The following is a 26,525-nucleotide window of genomic DNA, read 5'->3' as shown; positions in this document are numbered from 1 at the left end:
GATCGCATGATGAGATGATGGAGAGCGATCGCACTTTACCTATTAAATAAATTTGTCTGCCCATTCGGTGTAGCTTTACCGGGATATATTTGCTTAGAACCCTTGGGAATGTAAATCCAGCCAAGGTCTTGCAAACGATAAACAAGATTAGATATGGTTACACCAATATCCTTTTGGATTGCATAAAGGTGATGCCAATTAGTTAAATCACGTCCTTTTCGTTTAGCTTCCAAAATTTCTCTAGGCATTAACAGACAGCTAGCAAAATACTGAGCTTGCCATTCTCGCCAGTCATCCTGAGTTTCAGGACGCCTCTTATAAATCTGCTCACTAACATTACGACATAGAAACTGTTGTTCAATTGAGTCAATACTTAGGGTTAGCTCTAACTGCTGCACAGAACCTCTGGCTACATCTTGGTTTATATGAAGTACCCAATGCCCAATCTCATGAGCAATTGTAGATGCTTGGAAACCTTCTTCTTCTAATTTTTGTATGTTTTTGTTAAGTACTATTTTTGGTTCTTTTCTAGGAATTATTTTAGCTACTATTTCTCCTTTATCATCAGGAAGTATACTTTGCCAGTCAATCATTATTCCCAAAGCATCAGCAGTACAACTAGCGTCAAAAGGCCACTTTGGAATAAAATTTTCTGCCTTCATCCTCTCTAGAACTTCATAAGCTTTCTGCTCAATCTCTGCTTTAGAATAGTATCTATATGCATTGAAAATGCTCACGTTATTTTTTCCTCACTTTTACCTCATAAATAATACATTCTTGGCTGTTCAGTCTCTAATCCTATTTTTCCGGGATAGATTTGCTTAGAACCTTTAGGTATATAAATCCAACCTAAATTTTGTAACCGATAAATAAGACTAGATATTGTTACACCAAGCTCCTTTGCCATTATGAAAAGGTGCTTCCAATTAGTTAAATCACGTTCTTTACGTAATTCTTGTAAAACATAACGAGGCATTAATAGACAACTAGCAAAATACTGAGCTTGCCACTCAAATGCTTCAAATTTATCAATTGGGCTACTAGCACTACGACATAGGAATAAAATTACTTGATTCTCATCATCACTATTTTCGTTAATTTCTTCTGATAAAATATCAGCATCTTCCTGGTTAATATGAAGTACCCAGTGGCCTATTTCGTGGGCAATTGTAAACTCCGTAAAAGTCCCTAGCATTTCTGGAAGACCTGAGTTTACTAGTATTCTTCTTTCTAATGGTAAAATTTTAGCTACTATTAATCCATGTTCATCAGGCAATATTTCCTCAATATCGATGCTTAAATTCAAGTAATCACATACTCTAGTAGCATCAATTGGTATTTTGGCAGCATCATCATTATGCAAATTTGGCATATTATGTAAAATTTCGTTAGCTTTCCTTTCTATCTCCTCTTTAGAGTAAAAAATATAAGGCTTAAATAAAGTAAGTTTTTTTTGAAGTTTTTCTACTTTAGTTCTTAACTCAGCATTTTCTTTTTGTAATCTTACAATTTGTTCATCTCTTGCTTTAACTAAAGAATCAATACCCGGACTTTCTCTCATTCGACGAAATAAAGCAGGCATTTCTTTGTAGTTAACCTTAAGCAATTGCTCGAAAGCTTCCGAATCATTTTGAGTCATGCGTCCAGCTAGGTACATCAACTGTTCTGCATTCAAACTGAGATGTTCTGCTAGCGAACGGATCACCTTCTCGCTTGGTTCAACGTGGTCGTTTTCTAGCTTGGACAAATAGGTGTAGTCTACCCCTACCTTTACCGCTAGCTCACGCTGACTTAATCCCTTTTTTCTACGAGCTTGCCAAATACACCTGCCAAAACTCTGACTCTCTTGCTTATCCATAATCACATTCAACTGCCTAACGCATTTCCTGAAGCATAAATAATAATAAGCCTTCTATCGGTTTGAGTGATAGTAGGCTAAAAGCCTTATTTGACAAAGCTTTTCAGGAGTTGCTGGGCTATAAGTTACCCAAAATTTTTAGCCTTTGAATCACTCATAGATAGATAATACCAGTGTTGAAAATAAAATTCAACATTTATTTTTGCCTGAATTAAGTAGTTGACAATAATTATGCAGTTTGCATAATATGGTTCAATACTGAACAACTTATATCTTGCCTTGTTGAAATTGTATGGCAATTCAGGCGGTTGTACTGATGTTCGTTGAGTTATATTTCGTTACACAAGAGCAAAAGCATGAATAAACAATCGTTGAACCCTGAACAACTGAGTTTTTCTATTGGTAGACCTCTACCAGTTCTGCTTGAAGAAATTCAAAAATCAAGCCGCAATCCACAACTCATACAGGCTGCGGAACAGATGCTAGAAGGCTTACATACCTTGGAAATCGCCACCGAGATTGATGTATATACAGCAATCTACGAAATCCTGACTAAGTAAAATTTTTTTCTCTGCTAAATTCTGGGATTTGACATCAATGAGCCAAAATTGGCTACCATTTGCCAGTTACAACCTATGGTTGCAGTATTCTCCACCCATAGGGAAAGAACACTTACACTGTGACATGAAACGAGGTTTTACAAAAGCGCGATCGCGAGAACCTGCGGTTGCAGCAATCTTAGTAAGTGATAGCACTCCTCAGCGAATTGGACTACTAGCACAAAGGGGGGTTTATGAGTTTCATGAAAACTCCCCGATGTTACATCAAGAAGATGCTGTAGAACAAATAATAGAGATTCTGGAATTGCGGAAAGAGTCAGATTTGGTTCAGCAGCGAGTACTTCAAATACTGACAAACTACCAGCAAAATCCAATTCTTGCTGAGAAGAAAATTATTCAACTTAGCCGAGGTGATGAGGGTTTTCCAGAACCAATTCTGATTAAGCAGGGCAATCAGTCTTTTAACTTCTTTGCTGCGATTGACTGTATTTTTGCCGAAGAAGATGATACTTTGCACATTTTAGATTTCAAAACTGGCCACTCTGATTTTGATCGGCGACAAGGGTATATTTATTTACTAGCTGCTAGTTACCGATACCCCCAGCAAAAAGCAGTAGCGTCTTTTTATAACTTAGAAAATGGTAACTGGTCAGAACCTATCAGCGCAACACCTAACACTCTTAAGGCCTTTCAGATAGAACTCGCTTTAATAGCTCAACGACATCAAGAGGAATTGAGACGCTACCGGAAAAATTCTGCTGATTTCAGTCAAATATTTCCCCAAAATCCAGGTGTAAGTTGTCGCTACTGTTCGTTTAACTCAATTTGTGAATTTACTATATCAGAGGTTTCTACATGACTGCTGGTGTGCTTCAATCTCCCTTAAAAACTAATATATCCCCAATATTTTTGGCTGAAATATTTTTACTCAATATTCCTCAACCTAACTTAATCTGCTTTCGACTGACTCCCAGATTAGATACTGAAATAGGAAATCGCTTAAGTTGGCGGTTTAGTCAGAAATTTCCTGATATTATGACCATCTTTGCAGATGGTAATTTCTGGGTTTTAGCTAAACCCGATCAAGCAATGCCAAGTTTAGATGAATGGCGAAAAGCTTTAACAGGAATTCAAGAAGAATTGAAAAAAGATATTGGCGATCGCTATTATTCAATTCAATGGGTAAGCCAACCACAAATATCTGCTGATATTCTTTCTGAACTAGCTATAAGAATATTAAAAATTAGACGACCATTTTCATATTTTAGTATTCCATTTAATAAGGTTGAAGTTAGACGAGAAGCCAAATTTTGGGCAGAACCAATTGAAATTCAAAATATTTCACACCCAGCTATTGCTATAACTGTTCGTAGTTCTTTCGCCTTTAAAGGAAAATTGTCTGAATTTTACGAGAATCATCCTTATAGACAAAATTCAAAAGATTTATTAATTGGTTTAAATGTTCGAGATATTGAAAAGAATAGTTCAGCTACTATTGTAGATATAGAAGGAACTATTGGTGAGCGTGAAGAAGAATTACTCAACTATAAGCCTGCATCAACCAGTGAAATCGCTATTCGTGAAGCACCAAGAGATCAACCTGTTGTAATTGTTCAATTTGGTAAGAAGAAAAAACGCTATCCTTATGCAATGGCTGCTCTTATTCCTTGTATTACAGAAGAAACTGCCAAACGATTTGATGTAAACTATGGAGATTTACTCAAAGAAGCTAAGATTCCTTATCAAGAACGACAAAATAGTTTGGCTTCATACAAAAAAGAAGCTGCACTAGCTCTAAGTCTTTATGGGTTTGTGTTATCCGAAAACTGTATTAACAGTAGAAAAGGCGGCAATTGTTCTGAATTATTCTTGCCACTAGAATTTAAGCTTGAAGATACTCAACTTCTATTTGGAAAGGATAAATCTGGTCAAAATTTTATAAGTAGGAGAGGAGATGTCCTCAAAGGACTATCACAAGGAGGCGTTTATCGTCGTCAATCTCAATATGAAAATAAATTAACACCGATTCGTATCACAGCTTTGAAGCTTTGTGATTTGAAAGTAGATCCTTTTATCAGGGAAGTTCAGAAACGTCTAAAATACTATGGGTTTGAAAGCATAATTGTTCATCGCGTTGGTGTATCAGTAAGTAGTTCAAGTGTGCCTGAAGATAGAGAAAAAGTTGAAGAAGCTGTTGATAAACTAATGGCAGTTCCTGAAGATAGAGAAAAATTTAAAGAAGCTATTAATGAATTAATGGCGATTCCTACTGATATTGTTTTGACATTTTTACCTCAGAGCGATCGCCATGCTGATAATAGTGATGATGGTAGCTTTTATTCTTTTATTTCTTCACGTTTACTTCGGCGAGAAATTGCTAGTCAAGTAATTTATGAAGAGACATTAAAAAATACTAGTAATTATGGTAATATCCTTCATCAGGTAATTCCAGGAATTCTCGCAAAATTAGGAAACTTACCCTTTATTTTAGCTGAACCTCTAGAAATTGCTGATTATTTCATTGGCTTTGATGTTTCCCGAATTTCTAAAAATAAGGGAATCGGAAGTAGAAATGTCTGTGCGAGTGTGCGTCTCTATGACAAGCGAGGGGAGTTTATTCGTTACCGACTGGAAGATGCTTTAACCGAGGGTGAAACAATTGATAAACGAACACTAGAAAGATTTCTACCATCTGCTGAATTAAGACAAAAAACTGTACTAATTTACCGTGATGGACGTTTTTGTGGTGATGAAATAAAGAATTTAAGAGAAAGAGCAAAAGTTATTGGTTCAAAGTTTATTTTGGTAGAGTGTGTAAAATCTCAGATTCCACGACTATATAAATTTCAGCAGTCTGTAGTGACAGCACCAACTAAAGGGTTAGCTCTTCGCTTATCGTCGTATGAAGTAATTTTAATCACTACTGAAGTAAAATCTGAGAAAATGGGTTTACCTTATCCTCTGCGTTTAAAGGTTATTCCCGATCCTGAACATGAACAGCAAGTATCAATTGAAAGTTTAATAGAAGCTACACTTAAACTGACATTGCTACATCACGGGGCGTTGAAAGAACCTCGCTTACCCGTCCCATTATACGGTTCTGACAAAATAGCTTATCGACGGTTACAAGGAATTGCTCCAGGTATAGTGGAAGGCGATCGCCAGTTTTGGTTGTAGAATTAAAATCAACGCTACAGACATTCTGCATTCATCAAAACCGACTTTGCGCAGGTGCGATCGCAATGCAAACAACTCCTGCTTAAATGTTACTAATGCTCTATAAGCTTGATACTTTAGAAGGTAGAAAAATCTAGATGCTTTGGTTATCTCAATGGCTAGTGTTAGGAACTATATTTGTTAGCTTAACTTTTAGCACACCTTTAGTTGCCAGTCAGTCTATGAACCAACAAGATATCCAGATATTAATAGAAAAAGCTAAAGATGCATGGGTTGCTCAAGATGTTGACGCTATTGCACAATTGTTTACGATTGATGGAGAACTAATCGTGCCTGGTCAATGCTGGCGGGGGCAAGAAAGAATTCGAGAAGGACTTGCCAATTTTAAAGAACAGTATTCAGATGTTAAAATATACATCCACCGGATTATCATTGGAGCAAATCAGGCAGCAGTAGAGTGGTACTACGAAGATACAGAAAAGGCGACAGGTCGTCGTAATAAAGCTGATGACGTAATTGTTGTAGATTTTAAGGATAGTCAAATTAGTCGTTGGCGTGAATATTTTGACACACAAACGCCAACTAACAAATAGTTACACTAGTCGTGATAGTCAAATCTCCTTAGCTCAAAATGAACTAAGAAGATAGGAGTGTCAAAATTAAGTTGTAATCTAAAAAACACAAGACGTTTATCACCTCAGACCGCTCTGATAAAGAATTTAACCTTCCCTTGGTGATAACAAGGTGGAGGAAGCGACAAAAACTCCACACCGTCAACGTATTTAATTTACACTGTTCAAACATCTGCGATCGCTCTCCTTCGATGTTTGATACTGGGCCACAGCGGCATAACACCCATACAGTGTTGTTTGTTTTCATAAACTAGAATAGCTAACAGTTGGGTGAAAACCTCTCTCTCTCAAGTATAAACACCACCTAGTCAAGAGATATAGCTATATTGTTTATATAAACTTGTCTAAAGTAAGATTTTAATTCTTTATAACTTTAGTTAGTCATTTGACGCCGTTGGGACTGTGCTTGGTTAAACTGCTTTTGTTGTGGTGTTAATTGGCTGTAATCACTTGAAGATTGCATATCCCATTGTAATTCTGCTAGTAACAGTAAACTAACGGTCATAATTAGCCCCGTTGAGAGAAACTGCATAACACCGCAGTACGGTAAAACTAAGATTCCCAGCAAATGAATAAATCCCATCAAAATAAATGTGCGCGAACGCATTCCTACCCCGGTGCAAAAGTAACCGATCGCACTTAATCCTAACCACAGTGGACACAAACGGATCAACACCTCTCCCCATCCTAAAAAAATGCTCAGATCGGTCAAGATTAAACCCATTAAGATTAAAATCGCCCAGCTATAAACAACCCAGCGTAACTGTTCTACAGTTGCCCAAAACCAAGTTAAACTTACCATGCCAACTGCACCGAATAAGGTAAGCACTGACCACAAAATTGCTTGGCTACTCCAGCTAATGGGTAGAAACTGGGCGGTTACGAAAATTCCAGATGAAATTAGTCCCCAGAGAATAAATGCTTGATCGACGCGAGTATAAAACTTTGAAAAGAGAGTGAAATTTCCAATTTGGTAGTTGAGACAGACTAGACCTTGAATATCTTGAAAATCTAGCTCTTGCTGTTTTTCACGCAGGAGCGGCTCAGAGGAATTGAAAAAAGTCATTGATAATCTATTACCCTTGGTAGATGAATAAATTATTACTCTATCCAAAGATATATTGTTATTTAAATATAAACAAGTAAAGAGTTCCCTTTGGTCACGGTAGGAAACAGTGTTTCGACTACGCTCAACAACTGGGCAGTTTTGCTCAAGCAAGAACTGCCCTCTGCCTCCTGCCTTTCTTGATAAAATCGGTTGTTTTCAATAGCGATCGCAACATCAAAATACCAAATAAAGCGCTATAACTTTCTTTTGCTTAAGCGTGGCGATGTCTACGACGGGCTACGCCTTATCCACGCTTAAGCAGTAACTAATCTAGCCCTCTATTTACGTACTAGATTCAGCAGTTCTTTTGGAGAAGCCAACAAGTCAATCGCTACAAAGAAGATTTTGCCTTGGGGATCTAGCAAAAAGCGCCATGCAATATTCATACCCACGCTGGCACCGAACCAAGGGGTTTGGACTTTGCCTGTAACTTTAACTTGGGTATAGCCATCTTCCACAGGCTCAGATAAACCGCGCTCTGGGAGCATCTTCAATCCCTGACATTCTTCACGCATATAAGCACGAATTGCGTCTTGACCAACAATTGGTCTTTCAAAGGGAGGTTGCAAAGCACCTTCGGAAGTAAACAGAGAAACCGCAGCATCAAAGTCATTGGCATTCATGTTGTTGATATAGCCAAGTACCGTAGGATTGTTGATGCCCTCAATGGTGACTTTAGTCCGAAATGCTGGTGCAGTGGGAGGAGCTACCGGCTCTAAGACTTTTTTGTAACTACCAGGAGCATTCGGATCGAATCCCATGCTAATTACGGTATTACGTAAGATGGTAATTTGTTGACCTGAATCTGCATTGCGGATGGCTTGTAACACATCGGCAGCTTTAGAAGAAAGCTTGTAACCTGGTGGGATGGGAGCAACGATTCCCTGAGCCATCCATTCTCCTAACTGATACCAAAAGCCCAACTTGATATTCACCGTGAAGGATGCATAAGAACGGCACAGAGGAGTATCAGCACGGTTAGCCAAATCGTACATGACTTGCGTTTGAGCCTCAAAAGGCATCTGCTTAATTTGTTCGAGTAAGCCTTGTGCAAGGATCATGTTTGCTGCTCCAGGAGCCGCAACTGTGATACTTCTACCCATCTCGGTATAAGCAAACCAAAGTAATGCTAGTTGATCTTCAGCATTGAGCTTAGAGAATGATTCGACGACGGTTGGAACAACGTCAGCAACTAGGGTGCCGGGAAAAATACTTTGAGCCGACTGGATGGTAAAAGACATAGCAGAAATTCCAAAAAGAAAATTACAGTTCTACCGAATGTGAAAAATCAAATGTGCAAAAACCGATGAGAAATGCGTTTAAGTGTTAATAAAGGCACTCAATAGTTTTGACATCACTAGAAAGCCTGTTGTAGACATAGATAGCTCTAATAAAGGCATAGTGATGCTGTTGCCGTTGAGTTTAGATACTTGGCAAAGCACATTGCAGGCTCGACTGCATGGTTATTTAAAAAGCCTTGATTAACCGTGGTTTAACGCATTGATGCTGTTTGTGTATCTTTATGTAAAGAAACATAACAACTTCGTTACAAATAAGCAATACTTTCTCAGTTATATATTGATAATTTCTGTTTATCTAAAAAATAAGTTTTCCTGATGTTTAATTTCATGCAATTGGTACTTTTGTATGAATTCCCCTCCAAGAGCGTAGGTGTAACCCTTCTTTGAAGGAGTACGGCTGCACTCAGGAACCACCTGTCGTAGACATTAGACCTCTTGCATAAATCAAAAATAAGAAAGAACCCCACCCCGCCAAAGCTACGCTTTGTCATCCCCTCCCGAAGAGCCTACGGTGTATACACAAGTCTTAAAAACCTAGCCTTAATAAGACTTTCCTCGTTCCCAGTCGGAGACTGGGAACGAGAAAGCTACGCTTTGTCTCCCGAAGAGCGGGGAGGGGTGTTAGGGACTTTTGCAAGAGGTCTATTGCCTAGTTCTCGTACATATCCGAAATACCCTACTCACTTAGTACGGCGATCACTACTTTTATTTATATGTCAAGTATTTGCAAAAAATATTTACAATATTGAATATTCCTTTACAGAAAGCAAAAACAAAGAGTCAAAAATGGCAAGTAAAGGCTTTACCATTAACGAACGCAGTAAATTCAACAGATTTGCGATTGAACTTAAAGTTTATGTTGATGAAATTCCACGGATAGGATTCACCAAATATGCTGAAAAAGTTAATGGGCGTTTGGCAATGATTGCTTTTGTTTCACTTATAGCTGTAGAAGTTATCACCGGACACGGTTTGCTTGGATGGCTAACCAGCCTTTAAAGAAGACACTTTGAGATTTCTTAATTTTCTTTACTTGACGAATAAAGCAATTTAGAGTCAAACTTACTTATGAAAACTGATTTTGATTATCCCAAAAAGGATTTAATTGAACCCGTTGTTTTTAGACATGATTTCAACAACTTTGAGACTATCAATGTCAATCAAGTCTGGTAATTATTTTTTACTGCTGGTCAAGATGACAAAGGATTGGGAGAATAAATTGAGTTCGACAGATTTTTCACTAACCTTTTAATTGCCATTAAAGTAACTGGAATTCTTTGGGCGATTTACTTCAACTAATTAGGATGAGTAAGTTTGTTCATTTCTAGTGTGTAGTAACTTCAACAGAGGTCTTGGATTTGGATAAGCTGTTCCACATAAAAGTTGCATATATTGGGCGGGCAAGACGCCCACCCCACAAGAAATGTACAATTTCAGATTATGCAAACTAGATGTGGTTTAGCTTACCAGGACTTATTTGAAATTTTCAATAAGTTTAAAAATTCTATTTAGCTTTGGAAAAAGTTTGATGTTGATTGGATTTATAAAGCTTCCTAATTTGTCGCGGTATTGTGGATACGTGGGCTTAGAAGTAGCACAAATTGTTTCCAAACATCTTGCTGTTCAAAGTAAAACCTATGTAATTCAAAATAGAAGAGTATTGGTACATCAACTTTTAAAGTCTGGTCTGGATGCTCATACCGCAGATCGAACTGTTACTGTACTTATATCAAGCCCGGTTTTACAATTAAGCAACAAAAACCAGTGTGCAATTAATTGTATGCAAGAGAAACCATAGAAGTAGTAAAAAGGATTGGGGTTAAAGGAGAGTTTACAGGTGACAGGTAATAATCTGTACCCTCTAACCCGTATTCTATTCCCTTCTTCGTCCTCATTTCAACGCAAACAACGAATAGCTTCTAATAGACCTCTAGCTTTATTGAGCGTCTCTTCGTATTCTTTTTCTGGCTCAGAATCAGCTACCAAACCTGCACCGGCTTGTACGCTCACGGTATTATCATGTACTACCATTGTGCGAATTGCGATCGCAGTATTTAATTGTCCTTCAAAATCGTAATACCCATACACACCGGAATAAACACCCCGACGACTAGACTCTAACTCATGGATAATTTCCATCGCCCTAATCTTGGGTGCGCCGCTTACCGTACCTGCTGGGAAGGAAGCTTTCAGTAAATCCCATGCTGTTTTACCAACTGCTAATTTACCCACAACATTGCTAACAATGTGCATTACATGGGAGTAGCGTTCAACCATCATTAATTCATCGACTTTGACGCTACCACTTTGGCATACACGCCCCAAATCATTCCGCCCTAAATCGACAAGCATCACGTGTTCGGCAATTTCCTTGGGGTCTTGGAGTAAATCTTCAGCCAAGGCTGCATCTTCCTGAGTAGTTTTACCTCGCGGACGCGTCCCAGCAATTGGGCGTACCGTCGCGATTACTCCACCATCAGAATCGCTTTCGGCTTTCACCATCACTTCTGGACTGGAACCGATGATTTGCCAATCTTGGAAGTTAAAGTAAGCCATGTAAGGCGAAGGATTTATCTGACGTAGCGACCGATAAAGGGCAAAAGGATCGCCTGTGTATGTTGTTGATAGTCGCTGGGAAATTACTACTTGAAAAATATCACCTGCTTTAATGTAATCTTTCGCCTTCTCAACGCTGGCACAAAAATCAGGGCGGGTAAAATTACTCTGATACTCCTCTGCTTCTCTGCTCCCCTGCTCCTCTGCTCCTCTGCTCGCAGGCGGATTCCATTCCAATCGAGTTTTTTCTGGCGATAGGGGCAAAGATAGCTTTTCGAGCATTTGGGTGACGCGATCGCCCGCTTGTTGATATGCTGCTTTCAAATCTACATTCGGGTCGCGTAAATCAGCATAAGCGATCGCCCAAATTTTCCGCTTCACCTGGTCAAAAATCAACAAGTGGTCTACCTGCATCCACAACCCATCAGGGATATTCCGCTCATCTGGTGGATAAATGGGTACACGCGGCTCAATCCACTGAATCAATTCATAGCCCCAAAACCCAAATAAACCGCCAATTCCCGGCGGTAACTGTGGTAATTTTACTGGGTGATAAGGTGCTAAACATTCGGCTAAAGCTGTAAAAGGGTCGCCAGCAAAAACCACCTGCGAACCATCGCGGTTTTTCTGAGTCGTGCGATCGCCCCTTGCTTCCAAAACCCACACCGGATCGCAGCCCACTAAACTATAGCGTCCCAGTTTTTCCCCACCTTCGATGGATTCCAACAAAAAGCTATAAGGTTGACCCGCACAGACTTTATACCAAGCAGATACGGGCGTATCTAAGTCCGCTACCCATTCTTGATATACCGGGACGAAGTTGCCTTGTTGCGCTAGGGTAGAAAACTGGGAGAAATCCGGAAAAATCATTATTTTTCAAAAGTAATTGGTAATTGGTAATGGGTAATGGGTTTTTATTTACCAATTACCCATTACTAATTACCCATTAGCGACTAACAGTTAGTTACGGAGCGTCGTAGGTAGTAACACCGCTAAACTTAACTTTAGAGGGGCTGGGGTTTTGTCCGATACGACGGTCTACATAACGCACTTTGTCACGACCTTCAGTTACCTTTTCTGGGAAGTTACCATCAGCTGGGTGAAGTAAAGTGGTTTCTCCGTTGGGTAAAACCCGGTAAACTTTGTAATCTGTGATTTTGAGTTTACGAAGTTGCTGACCGCCCAAAAAGATGCCATATTCTTTACGAGCTATATACAGCAGGTTTTCACCTTTCCGCATAACAGCAGCACCACCTGTAGGCAATTCAAAAACTTGCTCTTTCGGGCTAGTCCAAGTGATAGCGTACTTTTCTTCAACTGCTGCTTTTGTAAGCAAGCCACCAGTGCTGCCTGCAAATAGCGGGGTTTGTCCAGAGAGTGTTTCGGCCATAAAGTCTGTTCTCTCAACGTTTTTAGGGAATCCTAACATCGCAACCAGGATCATGTTGCGATCGCGTCATAGACTGTAACAGTTTTTAGTCATTTGTTCTTTGTCATTTGTCATTTGTCCTTTGTCATTTGTTAAAAACCAATGCCCCATGCCCCATGCCCGATGCCCAATGACTAATGACTAATGACAAAGGACTAAATATCTATTTACTCTTGACTTTTGTTCGCTTTTCCTCTTGGCTACTCCGAACAATTGGGATGGTGAAGTGAAACTGACTGCCCTGGTCTTTGCCAGCTGACTCTGCCCAAATTTTCCCACCCCAGCCATTAACAATTTGACGGCAAATTGCTAAACCAAGTCCAGTCCCGCCAGTGGTGCGGCGCAGCGCTCCTTCTTCTTGATAAAAGCGGTCAAAAACTACTTCTAAACGATTTGGTTCAATGCCGCGTCCAGTGTCAGCTACAGTCACTTCGACCATTTGGCGGCTGTTGTAAATCGCTTTAATCGTGATTTCTCCTTGGGGTGGCGTAAATTTCAAAGCATTGTCCATAAGTTTTGCCAGCACCTCGACTAGCCAATCACCGTCAGCTCTTACTAAAGGTAGGTTTTCGGCAATTTGAGTCTTGATTTGGGGCAGCTTTTCCGTTGAGGAACGAGTGCGATTTCGGCTGAGTGCTAAATCGACACATTCTTGTAAGCTGAGGGATTCTGGATGCCATTCCACCCGGCCGCTTTCCAAGTTGGAAAGTGTGAGGAAATCTTGTACCAGTTTTCGCATCCGTTCCGAGTCGGAAAGAGCGGTGTTGAGCATGACCTGCTGCAACTCCAAGGGCATATCCGGTTCGCTAGCAAGACTTTCCAGGCACACTTGAATTGTAGATAGGGGAGTACGCAGTTCGTGTCCGGTGATGGCTATGAGGTTGCTGCGGGTGCGGTCTAGGGCTTCTAGCTGCTGGTTAAGTTCTTCTAGGTTAGCGTAAGCTTCCGCTTGGATGAGAGCTGCTCCTACTTGGGTAGCGATCGCTTCTACCAAATCCAATTCTCCAGGTTGGCACTCGTGGGGTGGCATCCGGCAGTAATGTAACTCTACAATCCCCAATAATCGCCCCTGATAGAAAACTGGTTCCATCAGCCAAGAACGAATGGCAAACTTTTTGGCGATCGTGGAAAGCCCTGGCGATTTGGTAACGCGGGGGTCACTGAGCGTATCGCTGACACAAACACCTTCGCCAAGTTCTACGATGTCCCGAAATAGAGAATTTTTCTCTAACTCCCAGGTTTGCCCACAAACAGATAAAATACCGGGATTCAAAAACTCGTGTTCAATTATCGCTTGGCTATCTGTAGCTTGAGCGCGGTAAATTAAACAGCGACAAGCTTCTAGGTGTTGCCCTAATTCTTGTGCCGCCACCTGGAGAACTTCATGAGGATCGAGCGATCGCCGAATCGCAGTACTAATCGAGTTGACTAATCGCTCTTTTCGTGCTTGAGCAGCAATAGAACGGTAAGCTTTGTGCAATTTGTACTGACTAGCTTGCAAATAAGTTACTAAGCGCTGCACAAAGGGATCTGTATCAATGTCACAGGCATACTCGTTTACCTGTTCGGCTCCAAAGTAGTTTCGCGGTTCGCCAATGCCAAACCTCTGACGTGCCTGTTGAATTTTACTTGTCAGTTCTGGTCTGTAAACCAAAACCCGATCTAACAACAATTCAGCGGCTTTCAGGCTAACTCCCCTTTCTGATGTCCAAATTCCCTCAAATCTTCGGGCTGTGTCTATATCCAAATTAGGGCTTAGTTCCGGTAGTTGGTTATTTTTGGCAAGAGAACCAAGGTTTTCTCGGCAAACCAGACAAGTAGCATAATTGTCAGCAATCACTACCAAATGCCACTCCTGACTTAAGCCATCCGTTGCCTCAAAAGCTATCTTTTCGTAGTGTTCCGAACTGTTGGCGAAATCCGTTTCTGGAGCAGCTAATACGTATATTTGGTTACTCCGCAAGGCAAGTCGCAGGTAGCGATGAGCTTCTTGGCGGTAGAATCGCTCTCGCTGGAAACTAGCAATTACAAGGGGTTTCGCTAAAGTCGCAGCCAAAACTTGATCTTCCATCGCGTGGGAGAGCGCCGTTAGTGAAGCCTTAAAATATAGCTGGGGCCGCAAGTTGGGTAGGGACTTTAGCAGATCACTCAGCACAGAAGTCGAAATGCTCATGAATTATTGTTAAACGCTCAACCTCGATCAGATCCACGTCACAGCTGCATTGTACAAATTCCAAGGGACTCTCAAGTTAAATAGATAGTTGCAATATGTAAAGAACGCTAAAAAGCGCTTTTCGCCAAAGCTAGTCGCAACACTTTGTTACCAAATAAGGGGCGTGGGTACACTTGATTTGCTGATTGACAACCTATTACGCCCAATATACATTCAGGGCAACTGATGCTTTTGCTTGTACAGGTAAATTTTTTCAGGAATAAGTACTAAAACATTAATTATTGTATGGTTTTAACTACTGTGTTCGCTAATAACCACGGACGCTCGATTTCTAGTCCATGCGTTGGCAAAATCGCCTGTCGTAGACATTGCCTACTTCGCCGACGTTGATTTCTGCTTGCTAAATAAGTTTTCTTAGCCAAAAATCATGACTGCGATATTTACATAACTTAATCACTAATGTTGATTAAACTTAATCAATTAATTATCATAAATTAGTCTAATCAAATATCAAAGATTATTTAAAATCTTGTGTCTCTCTACAATACGCTGTTTTTTGTTTAAACTATGTGTCGAGACACAAATCTTTCTTTTATCGACCTAAATAAATTTAGTTGCTCTGTCTCAAAGCAAAAGGTATTTATTCTTTCCTTCTGCCTCTTGGGGAAGAGACTTATACTCAAAAGACCACAAAAATATAGACCTGTACACGGAACTTTGTCTAATGACACCGGATACGCTAATCACCCCAGAAAAAATTTTTCTGGATGGAAAAACTTTTATTCCTGCCGAACAATTACCGATTCCGGAGTGGCCTTGTGTTGTGGCTGAAAGATCGCAACCGACACTAACGGTTAAAGATGATGATTTATTTTTTGTGACAGATACTATCGGTAATATTTCTGGCTGTTCCCTCAACGATGGTAATCTCAGTCTGGGACTGTTTTGTTGTGATACGAGATTTCTCAATCGCTTGGAGTTGCAAATTGAAGGGCGATCGCCTGTACTCCTCAGTAGTACTGCCGAAAAAGGTTTTGCACTCTCAGTTTTGTGTACCAATCCCAGAATCGACGAACGCCTAAAAGCCGAGACTATCGGAATTCGCCGGGAAATCGTGCTGAATGGGGCACTATTTGAAGAAATAGAAGTATCTAACTACAGCACAACCACTGTCAATTTTGAACTAAGTATCAGTTTTGATGCGGATTTTGTTGATTTATTTGAAGTCCGTGGCTATGACAGAGAAAAACGAGGTCGGCTTTTACGCCTAGTAGAACCGACGACTGAGGAAGGAACATCCGATCGCGTCGATGGTGTTGCACCTGTACCTAAAGAGCCATCTGCCTATAGAGAAGAATCCTTAACACTCGCCTATCAAGGCCTGGATGGCTCGGTGATGGAATCCCGAATTTTATTCCAGCATCGGCAACCAGACAATTTCAAGGGTTACACTGCGGTTTGGCAGCTAGAGTTGGCTTCTCACGAAACTCAAAAGCTGGGCTACCGAGTGAATATGTTGAGAAACAACCAGTCCAGTTCAACCGTGAGCGCCGCCACCACTTTAGGACAGGCGAAAGCTGCTGAGTGGATGGAGGAGCAGCACTGGGTACAACAAATTACTCGCATTAGCTCAGATAAGAGTACCTTCAATCGAGTGATTGAGCGGGCTGAACAAGATATGTATTTGTTGCGCCAGTCTTTTGGTAAGCATAAGACTGTTTCCGCTGGAGTACCTTGGTTTTCGACATTATTTGGGCGAGATTCGTTGATTACAGCTTCTCAAAGCCTGATGTTAAACTCGCAAATCGCCAAGGAAACTCTGATATTACTGGCAACATACCAAGGTAAAATTGACGACGAATGGCGCGAAGAAGAACCGGGTAAGATTTTGCACGAGTTACGTTTGGGAGAAATGGCTCGTTGTGAAGAAATTCCCCATACACCTTACTACGGTACAGTTGATGCCACTCCCTTGTGGCTGCTGCTCTATGCCGAACATTATGCTTGGACTCACGATCGAGAACTCTTAGAGCAACTTTGGCCCAATGCTCTAGCGGCAATGGAGTGGATCGATCGCAATACCAAAGAAACCACTTACCTCAGCTACTTCCGTAGATCCAAACGCGGTCTTGTTAACCAAGGTTGGAAAGATTCTGGCGACTGTATTGTAGACCGCAAGGGAGAATTAGCCAACGGCCCAATTGCTCTGTGTGAGGTACAAGCTTACGTTTATGCTGCAAAAATCCGCCTAGCAGAAATAGCTAGGATGAAAAAGCGGCTTGATTTGGCAGATCGTTGGCAAGAGGAGGCCAGAAATCTTAAGGTTCGGTTTAATCAAGATTTTTGGGTAGAAGACCAAGATTTCTGCGCCCTGGCTTTGGATGGAGAAGGTAAGCCAGTAGACAGTATTACCTCAAATCCCGGTCATTGTCTGCATTTGGGACTTTTCACAGACGAAAAAGCTCATAGTGTTGCAGAACGGTTGCGGGCACCAGATATGTTTAATGGTTGGGGCATTCGGACTCTAAGTAGTTTGTCACCCGCTTATAATCCGATGGGTTATCACATTGGTTCGGTTTGGCCCCATGATAACGCTCTGATTGCAATGGGATTGCGATCGCTCGGTCTTATCGATCAAGCTTTAGAAATATTCCAAGGTTTATTTGACATGACTCAGCAGCAACCCTATCAACGTCCTCCAGAACTTTTCTGCGGCTACGAACGGAACGGTGATAATGCTCCTGTGCAGTATCCGGTTGCTTGCACTCCCCAAGCTTGGGCTACGGGTAGTATTTTCCAACTACTGCAAATGATGGTCAACTTAGTGCCTGATGCTCAAAATAACTGCTTGCGAATCATCGACCCCGCTTTACCAGAATCGATTAATCGCTTGTCATTTCATAATTTACAAGTAGGCCCCACCATCCTCGATTTGGAATTCGAGCGTTCTGGGACTACGACTGCTTGTCGCGTTGCTAAAAAACGGGGTAATCTTCGAGTAGTTATTGAAGCATAGGAAGAGAGTAGGGAGTAGGAAATTCACCACTCCCTATTTTAGGCTGATATACTTGGTGCGTAGCGCATAGCCCGTCGTAGACATCGCGCAGTGCCATCCACTCCAACCAACGCAGTGTTAGCCTGCTTCATCGTCAGTATGTACAGTTCTCAAGAGTTGTTCTGTAAGCTCGATCAATTCAGATACAGAATTTTGCGTAATTTGTGTAGTTTTGAAGCCATGAGCAATAGAATTACGTAATGGGAGTGCATTCATTAGTAACTGATACTCAGATTTTGAAATTACACCTTCAGTTGCTAATTGCTTTACTAAGTAATAAGGTATCTGACATTCTTCCCACGGAGATATGTCTTCAGTTAGCAAGTAGTGAATTGCGTGCCAATATGAATCAATATCTAGTCTTCCAATTTTCCATTGCTCTTCAGCAATAAGAGCGTTCAAGTTATTATTTATTCCTTTTTTTTAAGTAGGTAGGTAGATGTTGAACTGCTTTGGTTTCTAGGGCTTCTTTTGCATGAAGATACAAGTCCAACACATACAAATCTTGTTTCGCTAAAATAGATGTGGATATTTGTTTGAAGTTTCCCTCTATTCCCATATCTTATATTTACCAGTGTATTTCGTATATCTGCTCAAATGAGATGTTATACAGTTATAATTCAGACCTGAATCTTGATGTGTGCCAGAACCTTGTCTTGTCTAACTGCGAACAGAGAATTTAAAACTACCCCCCAGTCGCTTCGCTGAGTGCTTCACGAATTATCTCATCACTGACACCATGCCGTTTCAAGCTGGCAATCAATGTCGAAACAGTATTTCCTTCAAGTCGCTCAAGATCGGCTCGAAGTCCTTGTCCGATGTAAGCGCGAACTAATGGCTGATAACCAGAAAACCCTAACAATGGTGCTACTCGTTTCAAATCCTCAATCACATCTTCGGGAATGCGAATTGTGACTGTCGTCATTGGACGATTTTTATCAAGTCGCTTTTTTAAGACTTCAGCTTTCATAGTATTCACCTTCCTTACGCGTCGCTTTCCGAGCCGAGATAATCCGAATCATGTCGTTTTCACGCTCAATGTAGACGACGTAGAGAAGATTCTATCGTTTGTCCAAGCCAATCACAGCATCCCGCTCCCATTGCGGCTTGCATCAACCGCCACCAGAAACGGATCGAAGAAAGCTTCTACGGCTTGTTGAAATGTTATGCCGTCATCATTGCTGCGATTAATCCAAGCTTTCTCCTCGTTCCAAATAAAGGTGATGCCATTAAGCACGAAAACACATCTATCCCTACATAGTTTAGGCAAGATGTATTTACGTTGTCAATACGCTTTTTTGTAAAAGTTTACAATCTCATTAATGAGATTTACTTTCATTAATTTGAATTTTATTGTAGACTATTTTTTGACAACTATTGAGAAAATTAATCAATAAGTTAGAGGGTAAAATGACAACTTCTACAAGTCCGCTGTCGGTGGAGCAAGACCTTACTGACTCGCCTTGGTGGGCTGGTAACGCCAGACTCACCAGCTTATCGGGGAAACTACTAGGCGCTCACGTCGCTCATTCTGGTCTGATCGTTTTCTGGGCAGGAGCTATGACTTTATTTGAGCTAGCCCACTTTAATCCAGCAGAACCAATGTATTCGCAAGGCTTAATTTTGCTACCTCATCTAGCTACTCAAGGTTGGAGTGTTAGTGCAAATGGTGCAGTCGTCGATACTTATCCCTACTTTGTAATTGGAGCTTTACATCTAATTTCCTCAGCTTTTTTGGGTTTTGGAGGAATCTTTCATTCCCTGCGTGGCCCGGAAAAATTGGAGGGTAAAGTTCCTTTCTTTGGCTACGACTGGTCAGACACGGGTAAAATGACCACAATCCTTGGTATACATCTGGTTTTACTGGGTTGTGGTGCATTCTTGTTAGTCGCCAAAGCAATGTACTTTGGGGGTTTGTACGACCCAAATGTTGAAAATGTGCGGGTAATTACAAATCCGACATTAAACCCAGCCGTCATTTTTGGTTATCTGTTTGGCGCAATTAGTAAATTTTGGATTGCTGGCGTTGACAACCTAGAAGACGTGGTTGGTGGACATCTTTGGGTTGGTGCAATGTTGATTATTGGTGGACTTTTCCACATAGCTACTAAGCCCTTTAGTTGGACGCATCCACTATTTGTTTGGTCTGGAGAAGCTTATCTCTCATACAGTCTGGGCGCTTTAGCACTGATGGGTTTTATTGCAACTCTCTTTGTATCGGTAAACACCACTGTTTATCCTGAAGTTTTTTATGGGCCGGCGCTTGTAGTTAGACAGAATATCGTGCCGTACTTTTCATCACCTAACCCTGACCTTGTAACTGCCCGGACTTGGTTAGCTAATGCCCATTTTTGGTTAGCTTTCTTCTTTCTCCAAGGTCATATCTGGCACGCCTTGCGGGCGCGTGGGTTCGATTTTCGCAAAGGTAGGGTGAGTCAGGAGGCGGTGATTCCGCAACCAATTAGCTAAATTCAATTAAATGCATTTAATGCAATAAATTTGCAATTGTCTGGAAGCATAAGCTCAACAATATTGCTAAATATTCTCAAGGATTTTTGGAAATGACAGCAGTAATTGAAGATAGCCCATATAAGCAACAGATACCTGATGTTGGTTGGTGGGCTGGTAACTTTCGTCTCACTAATTTATCGGGAAAATTACTAGGCGCTCATATTGCCCATTCTGCATTGATTTTGTTATGGGCTGGAGGGATGACGCTGTTTGAATTGTCGCGCTTCAACCCTAATGAGCCAATGTATGAGCAAGGCTTAATTTTGCTACCTCATCTAGCAACTCTCGGTTTGGGTGTCGCTACTGGTGGGCAAGTTATTAGCACCTATCCCTACTTTGTAATCAGTGTCTTACATCTGATACCTTCAGTGATTCTGGCAGCTGGTGGTATTTATCACTCCCTGCTGGGTCCAGAAGTGTTACAAGATAATCCTACTTGGGCTGGATTTTTTGGCTATGACTGGAAAGATAAGGACAAGATGACAACCATCTTGGGCATTCACCTCACGCTTTTAGGTTTAGGTGCTTTGGCTTTAGTTGCTAAGGCGGTGTTTTGGGGTGGACTGTTTGACCCTTGGGCTGCTGGCGGTGGAGATGTCAGGGTAATCAATCATCCGACACTTAACCCATTGCGCATCTTTGGCTACCTATTTGGGGTTTGGGGGCCAGAGGGATTGGCTGCTGTTGATAACTTGGAAGATGTTGTTGGCGGTCACATCTGGGTTGGTTTGATGTTAATTGGTGGTGGTATTTTCCACATCTTGACTAAGCCATTTGCTTGGGCACGCCGAGTTTTGATTTACTCAGGGGAAGCGTATTTATCTTACAGCATTGGTGCTGTAGCATACATGGGCTTTTTAGCAGCATATTTTGCATCAGTCAATAACACTGTCTATCCGGAAGTTTTTTATGGCCCAGTTAAAGCTATAGAAACTTCTACTGGTATAGTTTCTGCTCGTGGTTGGTTGGTAACTTTCCATTTTGTCCTAGCGCTCATGTTTCTGTTAGGTCACATTTGGCACGCTCTCCGCGCTCGTGCGATCGCAGCCGGGTTTGATTTTAAAAATGGTGATATGGTTCAGCCTCCACGTGTAGAGCGCCAAACGAGTAATCAGGTAAGCGCAGTCAATTCTTCTGATTTGACGCTGAAGTTTCTCAAATACTTACCAATTTACCGCCCCGGTATATCTCCTTTGTGGCGGGGATTAGAAATTGGCATGGCTCATGGTTACTGGCTAGTTGGCCCCTTTGCAACATTAGGTTCATTGGGTTTATTACGCAATTCTAATGTCGGCAGCTTGGTTGGTTTATTAGCCACAGGCAGTTTGATTATCATCCTGACAATTGGTTTTTCGCTTTATGGCACTACTAGCTACGAAAGACAGCAAGAAATCTATTCACGATCGGTTTCGGTTGCAACTGTTGCCAAAGTACCACAGAGCATCAATACTGTCGCCGAATGGAGTCAATTTACCGAGGGCTTTTTGATTGGTGGAATTGGTGGAGCAATCTTCGCTTATCTGCTATTGACTAGTATTGCTTTATTCGGTGCGATCGCAATCAACTCGATTTAATCATCTAGTGATTTAGTACTCATCATGTAAAGACGTAGCATTCTACGTCTTTACAATAAATTAGAGCAAGACTTAAATTGCTCACACTCGCCTCATTCCTTTTGATTTATGTCTACCTACTAGACTCAGTTAATTTAGTTTCACTCAACACTAGCTAAATAATATTTCATGCCTGCGGTTAAAAGCAGTTGACTGCGGGCACTTTTTTCTAATCTTTAGGAGGATGACTTATGCTGGCTACAATTTTTTGCGCTTCATTTGCTTGGGCCACTTTGATTTTCTTTATTTTGAGTATCTGCTTTACTTTAAAACAAGGGATAAATCATTTAAAAAAGCTACATCAAATTCCTTGTCATGCTTGTGAATATTTCACTAACGACTATCGCCTTAAGTGTACTGTACATCCAACTAAAGCTTGTTCTGAGGAAGCGTTTGGCTGTCTTGACTTTGAACCTCAAACTTCTTTTTGTAATGCTTGTCAAAAGGGTCGGCAAAAGCTTTATTAAAATTTTCTAATTAGATAATTTCTAATCCGTAATACTCTAAATACTTATGAACAGACAATCTGATTTGCTATCGGAACTATGCGATTTTTTATATCCTCGTAGTCCATATTATGGGCAATTTAAACCAGAGTATCTAGTATTTAACGCTAATCTTCAAAATTTTTCTCAACGGGTAAACTACATTTGCAGCCTCCAAACTAGTGGTAAACTTTCACCACAAGAGGCTTACAAACAAATTCACATCCTCTGGAGACAGTTGAAAAGTGCTAAAAAAGAATTGGAAATTCGCTAGCTAAATAGAATGAAAATTGTATACGCCTGCGATCGCAGTCTTTGCAAGATGAGTGGAGTTGTCCACCAATTGAGTATTTTTAACAAAATGTAAAAAAGTTACATTGACTGGATTGATATGGAAATAAATTTTTACTCAGAAAAAAATTAAGGATGTAAAAACAACAACCATTTACACCCAAATTGCTAACAGACGCGATTAATCGCGTCTCTAGATTATGCTTCTTCTGAATTATCTCTTTTATGTCCTGGGGATGCTTCGTAAAGTGCATCGAGATGTTGACGCGCATCTTCAACGTTAATTGAACGCATTATCAAAAGTGGCTCTTTAATTAAATTCCCCGCGCTATCTAACAACTCTGGATGGGGTACAAACTGTTTTTTTGATGAATAATAACCAGAGTTACGTTGGTTATTCATTGGCGAGGAATTCGTTGGGTAAGTTCGCTCCCGATCGAAACTGAACATAATCAGGTTGCGGATTAAGTTGCCAACAGCTATAAATGCAAGGATTGTAAAAGCAAGAATGTAAAGCAGATGTAACATTGGATTTTCCTCCAGAACAGCAATTTTTAAAACTTTATTTTGTAACGCTTTGTTTCGCCGATACTGTACTCGCAGTTAAGACGAATATTCTACGCACTTTTCAGGCGCTTACATTTATATGGAGCTATTTGTCAACCGTTATTCCACTTACGGTAGCATAGGATACATTATTTTGCTAATCCAGATAATGTTAAGAAATTGTTAAGAGTTTTCTACTATCTTTTTAACGACTGATTTACCATCTTGCCTAGACGCTTCCTTAGTAATTTAAAAGACATCGCTAAGTTGTCTGCCGAAATTTAGCGCGCTTAGACTTCACGTCCTTGACGAAAGCGCATTGCGACATTCCAGCATTCTGTTACTAATTCATGCCAAGGCATTAACGTTGCCATATCAATTCCGACTTGTTTATCAGTTGCATTAAATAGCATTTTCGCCGTATTTAGTTCATCCTGCGCTTGCTTAACCCGCAAGAGCAAGTCAGATTGCTCTTGGTGACTCATAAATGAGAGTTCCTCAGTTTCGAGTAAATGGCGCGATCGCGTAAACCAATGCTGAAAATCTTCCAGCAGCGGATCTAAAACCGTTTTAAACAACTCAGGCCCTGGTAAATTTGAGTCTGACATAAATAAGAGGGATATTTCAAACTTGCTTACTAATATTAACGTTATTTACGTTTCTTAATACTTTTTAGATTTCTCTCATAATTACTTAATGTAAAATTTTGTAACAAAGGGCACAAAATTTATTATATAGTCTCGATCTCTGGTTTGTACAGTGCCTTTGGACAGGCATCTATAGGCATATATGACAGCGAGTTGCAATTCATAAGATAATTTAGCGATGTCTACGACGGGCTACGCCTACGCAGGCAATCCTGAATTTGAAACTCAGGTAACAAATCAAAAATTTATCTTTATTTTTGGATTGAAGAAGAATTCAGAAGTCAAAATTCAGGACTCAGAATCAAACCGCTACGCAAAGTCATTAGCTATTAGTCATTAATCATTAGTCATTAGTCATTAGTTATTCGTAACGGACAAATGACAACGGACAAATGACAAATGACTAATTAACCAAAGTCGTTATAGTTGAATAAGCCTACAGATTCAGATAAATCACCTTTTGTAATCACCTCGCCAACGGTTCAGCAGCCAATGTCGCCAAATTCATCAAATCAGTCACAACAGTTAGAACAAGTTGAAAAAATCTATTTACCGCGTACCAGCGAATCGGAGAACTTAAAAAAGATTCGCCACACTGCTTCCCATGTTATGGCAATGGCGGTACAAAAGCTGTTTCCCAAGGCGCAAGTTACAATCGGCCCTTGGATAGAAAACGGTTTTTACTACGACTTCGACAGTCCAGAACCATTTAGCGAAAACGATCTCAAAGCCATCAAGAAAGAGATGGCGAAGATTATCAATCGCAAATTGCCAGTAATTCGGGAAGAAGTCAGCCGCGAAGAAGCCGAACGCCGGATTCAAGGAATTAATGAACCTTACAAGCTAGAAATCCTGGGAGATATCAAAGAGGAGCCAATCACAATTTACCACCTGGGGAATGAATGGTGGGATTTGTGTGCGGGGCCTCATCTGGAAAATACTAGTGAATTAAACCCGAAAGCAATTGAACTAGAAAGCGTTGCTGGCGCTTATTGGCGTGGGGATGAAACTAAAGCCCAATTACAACGCATCTATGCCACCGCTTGGGAAAGTCCAGAACAACTCGCTGAATATAAGCGACGCAAAGAAGAAGCGCTACGGCGAGATCACCGGAAACTGGGTAAGGAACTGGGATTATTTATATTTTCCGATCTAGTAGGGCCGGGTTTACCTTTGTGGACACCCAAAGGCACTCTGTTACGGAGTACTTTAGAAGATTTCCTCAAGCAAGAACAGGTAAAACGGGGTTACTTATCTGTAGTAACACCCCACATTGCCAGAGTAGATTTATTTAAAACTTCTGGACATTGGCAGAAGTATAAAGAAGATATGTTCCCCTTGATGGCAGACGATCAGGAAGCTGCTGCACAGGAACAGGGCTTCGTGATGAAGCCGATGAATTGCCCCTTCCATATCCAAATATATAAGAGTGAGTTGCGCTCTTATCGGGAACTACCGATGCGACTGGCGGAATTTGGTACTGTTTACCGCTACGAACAATCAGGGGAATTGGGCGGTTTAACACGGGTGCGCGGTTTTACTGTGGATGATTCTCACCTGTTTGTCACTCCAGAACAGCTAGATAGCGAATTCCTTAGTGTAGTGGATTTGATTTTGTCGGTGTTCAATAAGCTGCAACTGAAGAACTTTAAAGCTAGACTCAGTTTCCGCGATCCTGCTAGCGATAAGTACATCGGTAATGATGAAGTTTGGGACAAAGCCGAAGGTGCAATTCGCCGTGCAGTTGAAACCTTGGGAATGGAACACTTTGAAGGGATTGGAGAAGCGGCATTCTATGGGCCAAAACTTGACTTTATCTTTAGTGATGCCCTAGATCGCGAGTGGCAATTAGGAACTGTACAAGTAGATTACAATTTGCCTGAACGCTTTGAGTTGGAATACGTCGCTGAAGATGGGATTCGCAAACGTCCAGTGATGATTCACCGTGCGCCTTTTGGTTCGCTGGAACGGTTAATTGGGATCTTAATTGAAGAATATGCAGGTGATTTTCCTTTGTGGTTAGCGCCAGTGCAAGCTAGATTACTGCCAGTGGGTGATACACAGCTAGACTTTGCGAAAGATGTGGTAGCGAAGATGCGTGCATTGGGCATCCGTGCAGAAGTTGATACCAGTGGCGATCGCTTGGGTAAACAAATTCGCAATGCAGAGAAAGAAAAAATACCCGTGATGGCTGTGGTGGGAGCTAAGGAAGTGGAAACTAACACCTTAAGTATCCGTACCCGCGCCTCTGGGGAATTGGGAGTTATAGCTGTAGATGAGGTGGTAGATAAGATGAAAGATGCGATCGCTAAGTTCGAGAATTTCTAAAATCTAACCTTGATAATTTCTAAAATCTAACCGCAAGCGCACACTAATCATATATTGGTGTGCGTTTTGTCTAGCTGGTAGGTTTTGGGAAGGTGCGATCGTAACGTATTTAATTATTAAAGGCTCATTAATGGAGTTCAAAGACTCGTTAACAAAGATCAAAGGTGGATTCATCCAGTTCAAATACTCATTTTAATTTTAGGCGTTGCATAATAGAGGGATGAATTGAGGTCATCTACTGTGCAATGTCCATAC

Annotated in this window: 26 protein-coding genes and 1 pseudogene; 14 read left to right on the top strand and 13 right to left on the bottom strand. The window is 40.9% G+C overall.

The genetic code is table 11. The annotated features are described in order from the left end of the window. Positions 1-35 precede the first annotated feature (35 nt). Together RMZ42_RS19550 and RMZ42_RS19545 are read right to left on the bottom strand one after the other, a co-directional pair. Positions 36-737, bottom strand: coding sequence for an ImmA/IrrE family metallo-endopeptidase (locus tag RMZ42_RS19550; RefSeq protein WP_322672952.1), 702 nt, complete (start codon positions 735-737; stop codon positions 36-38). Positions 738-760: 23 nt separating this feature from the next. Beyond that, on the bottom strand, positions 761-1,858 hold the full coding sequence (locus tag RMZ42_RS19545; RefSeq protein ID WP_322672951.1) for a helix-turn-helix domain-containing protein: 1,098 nt from the start codon (positions 1,856-1,858) through the stop codon (positions 761-763). Between the two features lie 356 nt (positions 1,859-2,214). On the opposite strand from RMZ42_RS19545, the gene RMZ42_RS19540 reads away from it, so the two are divergent. From RMZ42_RS19540 to RMZ42_RS19525, 4 genes are all read left to right on the top strand, one after another. Further along, a complete protein-coding gene (locus tag RMZ42_RS19540; protein WP_322672950.1) occupies positions 2,215-2,418 on the top strand; it encodes a hypothetical protein in 204 nt (67 codons plus the stop codon). A 37-nt stretch (positions 2,419-2,455) separates the two neighbouring features. Further along, a complete protein-coding gene (locus RMZ42_RS19535; protein ID WP_322672949.1) occupies positions 2,456-3,277 on the top strand; it encodes a PD-(D/E)XK nuclease family protein in 822 nt (273 codons plus the stop codon). 176 nt (positions 3,278-3,453) lie between these two features. Further along, positions 3,454-5,595 carry a Piwi domain-containing protein gene (locus RMZ42_RS19530; protein ID WP_322672948.1) on the top strand — a complete coding sequence of 714 codons (2,142 nt, stop codon included), beginning with the start codon at positions 3,454-3,456 and terminating at the stop codon, positions 5,593-5,595. A gap of 137 nt (positions 5,596-5,732) precedes the next feature. Next, positions 5,733-6,188: a nuclear transport factor 2 family protein gene (locus RMZ42_RS19525; RefSeq protein WP_322672947.1), complete on the top strand. Its 456-nt coding sequence runs from the start codon at positions 5,733-5,735 to the stop codon at positions 6,186-6,188. Positions 6,189-6,231: 43 nt separating this feature from the next. Here the strand turns inward: RMZ42_RS19525 and RMZ42_RS19520 are convergent, their stop codons facing one another. The 3 genes from RMZ42_RS19520 to RMZ42_RS19510 form a co-directional block, all read right to left on the bottom strand. After that, positions 6,232-6,474, bottom strand: a complete 243-nt coding sequence (locus tag RMZ42_RS19520) for a hypothetical protein (RefSeq protein WP_322672946.1) — start codon at positions 6,472-6,474, stop codon at positions 6,232-6,234. 126 nt (positions 6,475-6,600) lie between these two features. Then, positions 6,601-7,293, bottom strand: a complete 693-nt coding sequence (locus RMZ42_RS19515) for a hypothetical protein (RefSeq protein WP_322672945.1) — start codon at positions 7,291-7,293, stop codon at positions 6,601-6,603. 320 nt (positions 7,294-7,613) lie between these two features. After that, positions 7,614-8,576, bottom strand: coding sequence for an orange carotenoid protein N-terminal domain-containing protein (locus RMZ42_RS19510; protein ID WP_322672944.1), 963 nt, complete (start codon positions 8,574-8,576; stop codon positions 7,614-7,616). Positions 8,577-8,658: 82 nt separating this feature from the next. Between RMZ42_RS19510 and RMZ42_RS19505 the strand changes: the two genes are divergently transcribed. The 3 genes and pseudogenes from RMZ42_RS19505 (at position 8,659) to RMZ42_RS19495 (ending at position 9,935) form a co-directional block, all read left to right on the top strand. Further along, positions 8,659-8,820, top strand: coding sequence for a hypothetical protein (locus RMZ42_RS19505; RefSeq protein ID WP_322672943.1), 162 nt, complete (start codon positions 8,659-8,661; stop codon positions 8,818-8,820). Positions 8,821-9,422: 602 nt separating this feature from the next. Continuing rightward, positions 9,423-9,635: a chlorophyll a/b-binding protein gene (locus tag RMZ42_RS19500; protein ID WP_322673037.1), complete on the top strand. Its 213-nt coding sequence runs from the start codon at positions 9,423-9,425 to the stop codon at positions 9,633-9,635. Between the two features lie 69 nt (positions 9,636-9,704). Further along, positions 9,705-9,935, top strand: a pseudogene (locus tag RMZ42_RS19495) (hypothetical protein). A 597-nt stretch (positions 9,936-10,532) separates the two neighbouring features. Here the strand turns inward: RMZ42_RS19495 and trpE are convergent. The 3 genes from trpE to RMZ42_RS19480 all read right to left on the bottom strand — a co-directional run bounded on the left by trpE (position 10,533) and on the right by RMZ42_RS19480 (position 14,794). Continuing rightward, on the bottom strand, positions 10,533-12,062 hold the full coding sequence (gene trpE / locus RMZ42_RS19490) for an anthranilate synthase component I (protein WP_322672942.1): 1,530 nt from the start codon (positions 12,060-12,062) through the stop codon (positions 10,533-10,535). Between the two features lie 94 nt (positions 12,063-12,156). Continuing rightward, positions 12,157-12,582, bottom strand: coding sequence for a photosystem I reaction center subunit II (locus tag RMZ42_RS19485; RefSeq protein WP_322672941.1), 426 nt, complete (start codon positions 12,580-12,582; stop codon positions 12,157-12,159). 202 nt (positions 12,583-12,784) lie between these two features. Then, a complete protein-coding gene (locus RMZ42_RS19480; protein ID WP_322672940.1) occupies positions 12,785-14,794 on the bottom strand; it encodes a DICT sensory domain-containing protein in 2,010 nt (669 codons plus the stop codon). Between the two features lie 724 nt (positions 14,795-15,518). Here RMZ42_RS19480 and RMZ42_RS19475 point away from each other — a divergent pair. Next, positions 15,519-17,810, top strand: coding sequence for an amylo-alpha-1,6-glucosidase (locus RMZ42_RS19475; protein WP_322672939.1), 2,292 nt, complete (start codon positions 15,519-15,521; stop codon positions 17,808-17,810). 117 nt (positions 17,811-17,927) lie between these two features. Here RMZ42_RS19475 and RMZ42_RS19470 read toward each other — a convergent pair whose 3' ends face one another. The 3 genes from RMZ42_RS19470 to RMZ42_RS19460 form a co-directional block, all read right to left on the bottom strand. Continuing rightward, complete coding sequence (locus tag RMZ42_RS19470) at positions 17,928-18,251, bottom strand: hypothetical protein (protein WP_322672938.1); 324 nt, start codon at positions 18,249-18,251, stop codon at positions 17,928-17,930. Positions 18,252-18,534: 283 nt separating this feature from the next. Then, positions 18,535-18,819 carry a hypothetical protein gene (locus RMZ42_RS19465; protein WP_322672937.1) on the bottom strand — a complete coding sequence of 95 codons (285 nt, stop codon included), beginning with the start codon at positions 18,817-18,819 and terminating at the stop codon, positions 18,535-18,537. Between the two features lie 111 nt (positions 18,820-18,930). Continuing rightward, on the bottom strand, positions 18,931-19,119 hold the full coding sequence (locus tag RMZ42_RS19460; protein WP_322672936.1) for a hypothetical protein: 189 nt from the start codon (positions 19,117-19,119) through the stop codon (positions 18,931-18,933). Positions 19,120-19,259: 140 nt separating this feature from the next. Here RMZ42_RS19460 and RMZ42_RS19455 point away from each other — a divergent pair, with 140 nt between their 5' ends. The 4 genes from RMZ42_RS19455 to RMZ42_RS19440 all read left to right on the top strand — a co-directional run bounded on the left by RMZ42_RS19455 (position 19,260) and on the right by RMZ42_RS19440 (position 22,732). Further along, positions 19,260-20,318: a chlorophyll a/b binding light-harvesting protein gene (locus RMZ42_RS19455; protein WP_322672935.1), complete on the top strand. Its 1,059-nt coding sequence runs from the start codon at positions 19,260-19,262 to the stop codon at positions 20,316-20,318. 92 nt (positions 20,319-20,410) lie between these two features. Beyond that, positions 20,411-21,934: a chlorophyll a/b binding light-harvesting protein gene (locus RMZ42_RS19450; RefSeq protein ID WP_322672934.1), complete on the top strand. Its 1,524-nt coding sequence runs from the start codon at positions 20,411-20,413 to the stop codon at positions 21,932-21,934. A 230-nt stretch (positions 21,935-22,164) separates the two neighbouring features. Further along, positions 22,165-22,440: a hypothetical protein gene (locus RMZ42_RS19445; protein ID WP_322672933.1), complete on the top strand. Its 276-nt coding sequence runs from the start codon at positions 22,165-22,167 to the stop codon at positions 22,438-22,440. A gap of 46 nt (positions 22,441-22,486) precedes the next feature. After that, positions 22,487-22,732 (top strand): hypothetical protein, encoded by a 246-nt coding sequence (locus RMZ42_RS19440; RefSeq protein ID WP_322672932.1) that lies wholly within the window; start codon positions 22,487-22,489, stop codon positions 22,730-22,732. 215 nt (positions 22,733-22,947) lie between these two features. Here RMZ42_RS19440 and RMZ42_RS19435 read toward each other — a convergent pair whose 3' ends face one another. After that, positions 22,948-23,277 (bottom strand): DUF2973 domain-containing protein, encoded by a 330-nt coding sequence (locus RMZ42_RS19435; protein WP_322672931.1) that lies wholly within the window; start codon positions 23,275-23,277, stop codon positions 22,948-22,950. 308 nt (positions 23,278-23,585) lie between these two features. Then, positions 23,586-23,903, bottom strand: a complete 318-nt coding sequence (locus tag RMZ42_RS19430) for a DUF2605 domain-containing protein (protein WP_322672930.1) — start codon at positions 23,901-23,903, stop codon at positions 23,586-23,588. A 217-nt stretch (positions 23,904-24,120) separates the two neighbouring features. On the opposite strand from RMZ42_RS19430, the gene RMZ42_RS19425 reads away from it, so the two are divergent. Both RMZ42_RS19425 and thrS read left to right on the top strand, forming a co-directional pair. Continuing rightward, positions 24,121-24,282, top strand: a complete 162-nt coding sequence (locus tag RMZ42_RS19425; protein WP_322672929.1) for a hypothetical protein — start codon at positions 24,121-24,123, stop codon at positions 24,280-24,282. A 152-nt stretch (positions 24,283-24,434) separates the two neighbouring features. Next, on the top strand, positions 24,435-26,270 hold the full coding sequence (gene thrS / locus RMZ42_RS19420) for a threonine--tRNA ligase (protein WP_322673036.1): 1,836 nt from the start codon (positions 24,435-24,437) through the stop codon (positions 26,268-26,270). Positions 26,271-26,525 lie beyond the last annotated feature (255 nt).

The sequence above is a fragment of the Nostoc sp. DedQUE05 genome, assembly GCF_034530955.1.
Lineage (GTDB): Bacteria > Cyanobacteriota > Cyanobacteriia > Cyanobacteriales > Nostocaceae > Nostoc.
This window is presented reverse-complemented; position numbering and strand designations above follow the sequence as displayed.